The organism is Ruegeria sp. AL3, from assembly GCF_056536065.1.
Window position 1 is genome coordinate 1154865 of the sequence record NZ_JBQFJG010000001.1, and the last position, 7636, is coordinate 1162500.

Sequence of the window (7636 nt, forward strand, 5' to 3'; positions counted from 1 at the left end):
AAAACGTTGCTTTTTTGCGTCAGAGGAAGGCCGTTTCGTCGAAGGAGCGCAGTTTCCGGCTGTGCAAACGCTCCAACGGCATGCCGCGCAGATGCTCCATCGCTTTGATGCCGATGGCCAGATGTCGGCTGACCTGAGTGGTATAGAACGAAGACGCCATGCCCGGCAGCTTCAATTCTCCGTGCAGGGGTTTGTCCGACACGCACAGTAAAGTGCCATACGGAACGCGGAACCGATAGCCGTTCGCGGCAATGGTGGCACTTTCCATATCCAGCGCGATTGCCCGGGATTGGCTGAGTCGCTGGACCGGGCCGGACTGATCACGCAATTCCCAGTTTCGGTTGTCGACCGAGGCCACAGTGCCCGTCCGCATGATCCGTTTAAGCTCATACCCTTCCAGTTCCGTCACCTCGGCCACGGCGTGTTCCAGCGCCACCTGAACTTCTGCCAGAGGCGGGATCGGCACCCAGACGGGCAGATCGTCATCCAGGACCTTGTCCTCGCGCAGATAGGCGTGGGCCAGAACGAAATCGCCCAATGCCTGCGTATTGCGCAACCCGGCGCAATGGCCAACCATCAGCCACGCGTGCGGGCGCAGAACGGCGATATGGTCGGTGGCGGTTTTTGCATTGGATGGGCCAACACCGATGTTCACCAAAGTAATCCCCGAACCATCTTTGCGCTTCAGGTGATAGGTCGGCATTTGCGGCAGTTTCAACGGTTGTTCGATAGGTGCTTTGGGGTCCGTGATTTCGGCATTGCCGGTTGAAACAAAGCTGGTATAGCCGCTGGCAGGGTCCGCCAATTGTTCTCGAGCGTAGTTTTCGAATTCCGAGACATAGAACTGGTAGTTCGTAAACAACACGTGATTCTGAAAGTGACCTGCATCGGTGGCGGTGTAGTGCGCCAATCTGGCAAGCGAATAATCCACGCGCTGGGCGGTGAAAAGGGACAAGGGCCCAACAGCATCCTCATGGACATGCACGCCATTGACGATGTCATCATTGGTGGTTGTCAGGTCCGGAACATCAAACACATCGCGCAGGGTGAAGTCGGCTGCGCCCTGATGAGGCACGACCAGATCGGGATTGTTTGCCACGGCAAAATGCACCGGAATCGGTGTGTCCGACGCCGCAATTGTCACAGGCTGACCATGGTTCTTGATTAACAGGGCAATCTGTTGGGTCAGGTAGGATCTGAACAGATCCGGGCGCGTCACCGTCGTGGCATGAACACCAGGTTCAGACACATGGCCAAAGCTCAGGCGGCTGTCGACTTGGGAATAGGTCGAGGTTCTGATGCGAATTTCCGGATAATAGGCTCTGAATCGTGCGGCAGGTGCCCCATTTTCCATGGCGTCCGCAAAGCTGTCGCACAGGAAATTGGTCGCCTGCACGTACAGCTCTTCCAACCGGGCGACAGCGGCGGCGGGATCGGTAAACTGTTCTGGCGCGGGTGCTTGTGGTGTCAGGAGTGTCGTCATGCCAATGGTTCCAGAAGTTCTATTTTTTCGAATGTGCGTACGTCGACCAACCCGAGATCCGATATTCGAAGCTCGGGAATCACGACCAGCGCCAGCAACGAATGCTGCATGTACGCGTTGTTCAGATGACAGCCGCAGTCCTGCATCGCCTGCACCATCCTGTCGGCCTTGGCCGCGACTTCGGCGGCGGGACTGTCGGACATCAGGCCTGCGATCGGCAGTTCGACCAGCGCCAGTTCCTGCCCGTCCCGGAACAAGGTGATGCCACCGCCCACTTCGGCCAGACGGTTGGCGGCCAGCGCCATCTGATCGCGGTCCGTACCGACGACGATCATGTGATGACTGTCATGCGCCACGGTCGAGGCCATGGCCATTTTTCCCTGATAGCCAAAGCCCGAAACAAAAGCGTTGGTGACGCCCCCGGTGGCCCGGTGCCGCTCGACCAGCGCGATCTGGCACACCTCGCCTTCGCCCTCGACCAGCCCGCCTATGATCGGCAATTCGGCCTTCAACGCCTTGGTCGGGGCCTGGTTTTCCACCACGCCGATGACGTTGGCCTGAACTTTGTTGGCCCCTTCCGGTGCCTTGATCTCAAAATCGGCCGACGTCAGCGCATGCCCCAGATGAACGGTATGGCGCGATTTTTCGGGCCAGTTCAGATGTGGACAATCCACTTTGATTGCACCGTTTTCCGCGACAACCTGCCCGCGGGCTATCACCATCTCAACCGGCAGTTCGGCCAGATCCGAGCTGAGGATGATATCCGCCCGCCGCCCCGGAGTAACGGAACCGATCTCGCGTTCCAGCCCGAAATGCGTTGCCGTGTTGATCGTGGCCATTTGCAGCGCGACCAGGGGGTCGCATCCGCAAGCAATGGCATGGCGCACGACGCGGTTCATATGCCCGTCATTCACCAATGTGCCGGAATGACAGTCATCTGTACAAAGAATGAAGTTGCGCGGATCCAGCCCTTTTTCTGTCACGGCCGTAATCTGGCTTTCCACATCATACCAGGCCGATCCCAGACGCATCATCGAGCGCATCCCCTGCCGAACCCGTGCAATGGCGTCGGCCTCGCACGTGCCTTCGTGATCATCCGCCGGGCCACCCGCCACGTAAGCCGCAAAATCAGGCCCTAAATCAGGCGAAGCATAGTGCCCTCCGACCGTTTTCCCGGCCCGTTGAGTGGCTGCAATCTCGGCCAGCATCTTGGGATCACCATGGATCACGCCCGGGAAATTCATCATCTCGCCCAGCCCGATGATACCCGGCCAGTTCATCGCCTCGGCCACGTCTTCGGGCGTGATCTCATAGCCCGTCGTCTCCAACCCCGGTGCGGAAGGCGCGCAGGATGGCATCTGAGTGAAAATATTGACCGGTTGCATCATGGCTTCGTCATGCATCATGCGCACGCCGTCCAGACCCAGCACATTGGCGATCTCATGCGGATCGGTGAACATGCTGGTCGTTCCATGCGGGATGACGGCACGGGCGAATTCGGCTGGGGTGAGCATCCCGGATTCGATATGCATATGCGCATCACACAAGCCGGGCAGAATGTAGCGCCCTTGTGCTTCGATGATTTCCGTATCCGGCCCCACGCAATGCGAGGCATCCGGTCCGACGAATGCTATGCGCCCGGCAACAATCGCCACAGAATGATCCGGCAGCAATTCGCGGCTGTGTACGTTCACCCAGGCTCCGCCCTGAATGACCATGTCCGCCGCCTCGCGTCCGGCTGCAACTGCGATCAATTTGGGGGCGACATCGGGCCAGCTTGGGAAAGGTGTGTATTCCATGGCTCAACTTTCACGAATGCGTCAGCGGGTGCAACCCCGGTTCTTCGATGTTGGGGATTCCTCATACATGTTGGGCACGTCTTTTGGTTCTTGCGCGTGCGTTTCCTATTACACCTCAGACCCGATCTCACGCCGCATCCAGTTGGCAAAGGCCACGGCGCCGGGTGTGTCCTCGGCCTGCGGGGACAGCAGCAGATAGTAGGACTCGGGCATTCGCGCACGGTGCTTGAACGGCGCGACCAGCTGACCGCGCTTGATCAGATGACTGGCGATCGTGTCATGTGCCAGGCAAAGGCCACCGCCAGCCATGACCGCTGACAGGCAAACCAGATAGGTCGTCGCGTAGGTTATCGTCGGATTTCCCCAATTCAGACCCTGATCTTCCGCCCAGCTTGGCCAGTTGGACAGCAAGTTGGAGCAGTCGAAAAGTGGCTGTTCCTGGAGGTTTTCCAAGCATACCGGATAGTCTGGTGCGCAGACCGGATAATAGTGTTCGGTGCGCAGAATTTCGGTTCGGACCGTGTCGGACGGACGAAGCGAGAACCGAATCTCGACCGCTGCGCCTTCGGCCATTTCGCGCGGTTCCCAAAGCTCGGTGAAGACGTTCAATTGAACATGCGGATGTTCCGCCCGAAATGCCGGCAGGCGCGGGGCCAGCCAGTTGACGGCAAAGCTGATGTTGCATTGCACTTGAATCGCGTTTGGTTGCGCACCGGTAACCGCCCGGGTTCCGCGCATCAGTGTCCGGAAAGCCTCTCGCACGACTGGCAGATAGGTGATTCCGGCCTCGGTCAGTTCCAGAGCTTTGGGGCGGCGCAGAAACAGTGGCTGCCCCAGATGCCCTTCCAGAGATTTAATCTGCTGGCTGACGGCGCTTTGCGTCATGTTCAGGTCTCGTGCCGCGCCGGTAAACGAGAGATGGCGCGCGGCGGCTTCGAAAGTGCGCAACCAGCCCAGCGGAGGAAGCGAGTTCTGCATCTACATAACCTTGGCATAAGTTCAGCTAATGGGATAGTTGCGTTTTTTTCGTTGGTCAAACTGCCAGGCCCCATGCAGGTTTGGCCACGACCAGCCGCGAAAGGAGCCAAGCATGAGCCTCACCAGTCTTCGTCCCAATATCGACCATTGGTCCGAGCGCGTGGATATGGCCGCCACCTTCCGCTGGACTGCCCGGCTGAACATGCATGAGGCGGTTGCCAACCATTTCAGCCTGGCGGTCAACGATGACGGCACGCAATTTCTGATGAACCCCAATCAGGTGCACTTTGCGCGCATTCGTGCTTCGGATCTATTGTTGCTGGATGCCAATGACCCGAATGTGATGGAACAACCTGGCGCGCCGGACCCGACGGCCTGGGGGCTGCACGGTTCAATCCACCGCCACTGCCCGCATGCGCGTTGCGTCATGCATGTGCATTCGATCTTTGCGACTGTTCTGGCCTCTTTGGCCGACAGTTCATTGCCGCCGATCGATCAGAACACGGCGACCTTTTACAACCGTTACGTGGTAGATGAAGAATTCGGAGGTCTGGCCTTTGAAAGCGAGGGTGAGCGCTGCGCCGGGATGCTGTCCGATCCCAGGAAGAAGGTCATGATCATGGGCAATCACGGTGTTCTGGTCATCGGCAGCGACCCTGCGGATGCCTTCAACAGGCTGTATTATTTCGAACGCGCGGCCGAAACCTATATTCGTGCCTTGCAGACCGGGCTGCCCCTGCGCGTCTTGTCGGATGAGATTGCCGAAAAAACAGCGCAAGAGCTGGACGACTATCCCGATCAGGCCGAAGCGCACCTGCGTGAGATCAAAGCGATCCTTGATTCTGAAAGTTCGGACTACGCGACCTGAGGCAAAGCGATGCGCATGGTCGAGGCGGGTGGCCTGATTGTATCCGAATAACCGGTTTCAAACCCGTTCAAACAAAGCGATCAAAGCGGTGTCATCCTTGTTGGGGCCAGCCGCGAGATCTCCGTATATGCGGACTTCGGGCAGGGTCAGGTTGCGAATCTGATCCTGTTCCAATTCACGGAAAGCGTCGGCAAAACCCAGTTCCTTGAAATGGCGCGCATTGATCGAAAGGGCAAACTGCGCCCCGTGCCGGGCCACGCGTAACAGCGCGGGCAACACCTCGGGGCCCAAATGACCATGTGTGAACGTGCCGGATGAAACTATGCCGGAATAGCTGTGGCGCGGAACGGGGATGCCCTGTGTCAGATCAGCCTCGATCGCGTCCCGGTAAATATCCTTGCGCATCGCCTGATCCAGCATCTCTGCGCTGATGTCGGTTGCATCAATGGGTCCGACGCCAAGCGCCGACAGCACCGCGCCGCACAGGCCGGTTCCTGCTCCGACATCCAGAACGGGCCCCTGACCGCCCGCGCCGACAAATGCCCGTGCCGTGTGGGTGTGAAGCTGATAATCTTCGCGCGCGGCGAAACCGTCATCATAATCTCCTGCCCATTCCGCATAGAGCTGTCTGTTCTCGTCCGGAGAACTCAGCGCATAGGCCGAATGCAGGTCAGGTGTTTTTTTGCTCATGGCCAACAGAAAGGCGCAATCGAAGATTCGATTCAAGTGCGTCCATGCGGCGCTTGCATCCCGGTACGACGCAGATCATCAAAGGGGCATGACCAAGACGCTCTTTTCATTCGGCCATGGCTATTCTGCCCAGGCCCTGTCCCGAAACCTTGCCCCGAAGGGCTGGAAAATATTTGGCACGACGCGAGACCGTGAAGGGACGGATGCAATCCGGGCCTCTGGCGCCGAGTCGCTGATCTGGCCGGGTGAGGCACCGAACCTTGATGGGGTGACCCATTTGCTGATCTCGACGGCGCCAGATGAAGCGGGTGATCCAGTGTTGGCGGTGCTGGGCGATGAAATCGCCAAGCGGTCCGGTCAGTTCGATTGGGTGGGCTACTTGTCGACAACGGCCGTCTATGGCGACCATCAGGGTGGCTGGGTGGATGAGGACACGCCGCCCACACCGACCGCCAAGCGCGGAAGATGGCGTATGCTGGCCGAGGAGCAATGGTCGGCCATTCCGGGCCTGCCTGTTCACATCTTCCGTCTGGCGGGTATCTATGGGCCGGGGCGCGGTCCGTTTTCCAAGCTCAAGCGTGGTGGATTGCGGCGCATTATCAAACCGGGGCAGGTGTTTTCGCGCATTCATGTGGAAGACATCGCGCAGATCCTGGAAGCCTCGATGATGAAGCCGAATCCGGGAAGCATCTACAATGTATGTGACGATGAACCGGTCCCGCCGCAGGATGTCATAGGATACGCAGCCGAGTTGCAGGGTTTGCCCCTGCCTCCTGCGGTCCGGTTCGACGACGCCGATCTGACGCCGATGGCGCGCAGTTTCTACAACGAAAACAAGCGGGTTCGAAACGACCGGATCAAGGAAGAACTGGGTATTGATCTGATCTATCCCAATTACCGTGTCGGGCTGGAAGCCCTGATGAAAGGCAAGTAGCGTCTTTACATCGCCGCCGCTTTGATCATGTCCGCCGCTTTTTCGGCAATCATGATGGTGGGTGCGTTTGTATTGCCCGACACCAATGTCGGCATCACCGAGGCATCGACGACCCGCAGGCCTTCAAGCCCGCGGACGCGAAGCTGGGGGTCGACGACCGCCATTTCGTCCGCGCCCATTTTGCAGGTGCCCACGGGGTGATAGATCGTGTCGGCGCGGGCGCGGATGTGCTCCTCCCAATCCTGATCGGTCTGGGCGGTATCAGTGCCGAAAAGCTCTTTGTGCCGGTACTTGGCCAAAGCCGGCGCGTTGAGGATATCCCGCGCCATTCGCGCTCCTTTGATCATGGTTTCCAGATCGCGTTTGTCCGACAGAAACGCCGGATCGATGGCGGGCGCCGCCGTGGGGTCTGCGCTGTTCAGGCCTACGGCCCCCCGACTTTCCGGCCGCAGCTTGCAAACATGGCAACTATACCCGTACCCGTAATGCAGTTTGCGGGCATGGTCATCGACCATAGCGATGGTGAAATGCAGCTGAATGTCGGGACGCTCCAGATCGGGCGTGGTTTTCAGAAACGCTGCGCCTTCGGCAAATGGCGTAGCCGCCATCGAGACGCCCGTCTTGCTCCACCGTTGAATATGTCGCAACAACCGCGCTGCCCCTGCCGGGCCGATACCAAAATTGTCGGTGTCTGTGGTTTTGAAGATCAACGCGAAATCCAGATGATCCTGCAAGTTTCGTCCCACGCCAGGCAGCTCGTGGTGAACCGCGATTCCGTGCGGATCAAGGTCGCTTTTTGCGCCAACACCTGAAACCTGAAGCAGTTGCGGCGTTTTCAAGGCCCCTGCGCACAGCAGGACTTCGCGTTTCGCCCGAATTGTGAT

Annotated in this window: 7 protein-coding genes (1 of these 7 running past the window's edge); 2 read left to right on the forward strand and 5 right to left on the reverse strand. The window is 58.8% G+C overall.

Annotated elements, in window-relative coordinates; translation table 11 throughout:
• Window positions 1-19: 19 nt before the first annotated feature.
• The 3 genes from ACR3E6_RS05795 to ACR3E6_RS05805 all read right to left on the reverse strand — a co-directional run bounded on the left by ACR3E6_RS05795 (window position 20) and on the right by ACR3E6_RS05805 (window position 4260).
• Window positions 20-1483, reverse strand: coding sequence for an AMP nucleosidase (locus ACR3E6_RS05795; protein WP_171635253.1), 1464 nt, complete (start codon window positions 1481-1483; stop codon window positions 20-22).
• Window positions 1480-3282 carry an adenine deaminase gene (ade, locus tag ACR3E6_RS05800; protein WP_480486249.1) on the reverse strand — a complete coding sequence of 601 codons (1803 nt, stop codon included), beginning with the start codon at window positions 3280-3282 and terminating at the stop codon, window positions 1480-1482. Before ade ends, ACR3E6_RS05795 begins: the two co-directional genes overlap by 4 nt.
• A 108-nt stretch (window positions 3283-3390) precedes the next feature.
• Window positions 3391-4260: a LysR substrate-binding domain-containing protein gene (locus ACR3E6_RS05805; protein WP_480486251.1), complete on the reverse strand. Its 870-nt coding sequence runs from the start codon at window positions 4258-4260 to the stop codon at window positions 3391-3393.
• Between the two features lie 112 nt (window positions 4261-4372).
• Here ACR3E6_RS05805 and ACR3E6_RS05810 point away from each other — a divergent pair, with 112 nt between their 5' ends.
• The gene (locus ACR3E6_RS05810; protein ID WP_171723960.1) at window positions 4373-5128 is read left to right on the forward strand and encodes a class II aldolase and adducin N-terminal domain-containing protein; all 756 of its coding nucleotides are present in this window, start codon (window positions 4373-4375) and stop codon (window positions 5126-5128) included.
• 57 nt (window positions 5129-5185) lie between these two features.
• Here ACR3E6_RS05810 and ACR3E6_RS05815 read toward each other — a convergent pair whose 3' ends face one another.
• Window positions 5186-5818 carry a class I SAM-dependent DNA methyltransferase gene (locus ACR3E6_RS05815; RefSeq protein ID WP_171635247.1) on the reverse strand — a complete coding sequence of 211 codons (633 nt, stop codon included), beginning with the start codon at window positions 5816-5818 and terminating at the stop codon, window positions 5186-5188.
• A gap of 88 nt (window positions 5819-5906) precedes the next feature.
• Here ACR3E6_RS05815 and ACR3E6_RS05820 point away from each other — a divergent pair, with 88 nt between their 5' ends.
• Window positions 5907-6752 (forward strand): SDR family oxidoreductase, encoded by an 846-nt coding sequence (locus ACR3E6_RS05820; protein WP_171635245.1) that lies wholly within the window; start codon window positions 5907-5909, stop codon window positions 6750-6752.
• A 5-nt stretch (window positions 6753-6757) separates the two neighbouring features.
• Here the strand turns inward: ACR3E6_RS05820 and ACR3E6_RS05825 are convergent, their stop codons facing one another.
• Window positions 6758-7636, reverse strand: partial view of a GMC family oxidoreductase gene (locus ACR3E6_RS05825; RefSeq protein ID WP_480486254.1) — the 3' portion only. 741 nt of this gene lie beyond the right edge of the window; only the last 879 of its 1620 coding nucleotides appear in the window; its start codon lies beyond the right edge, outside the window; the stop codon is at window positions 6758-6760.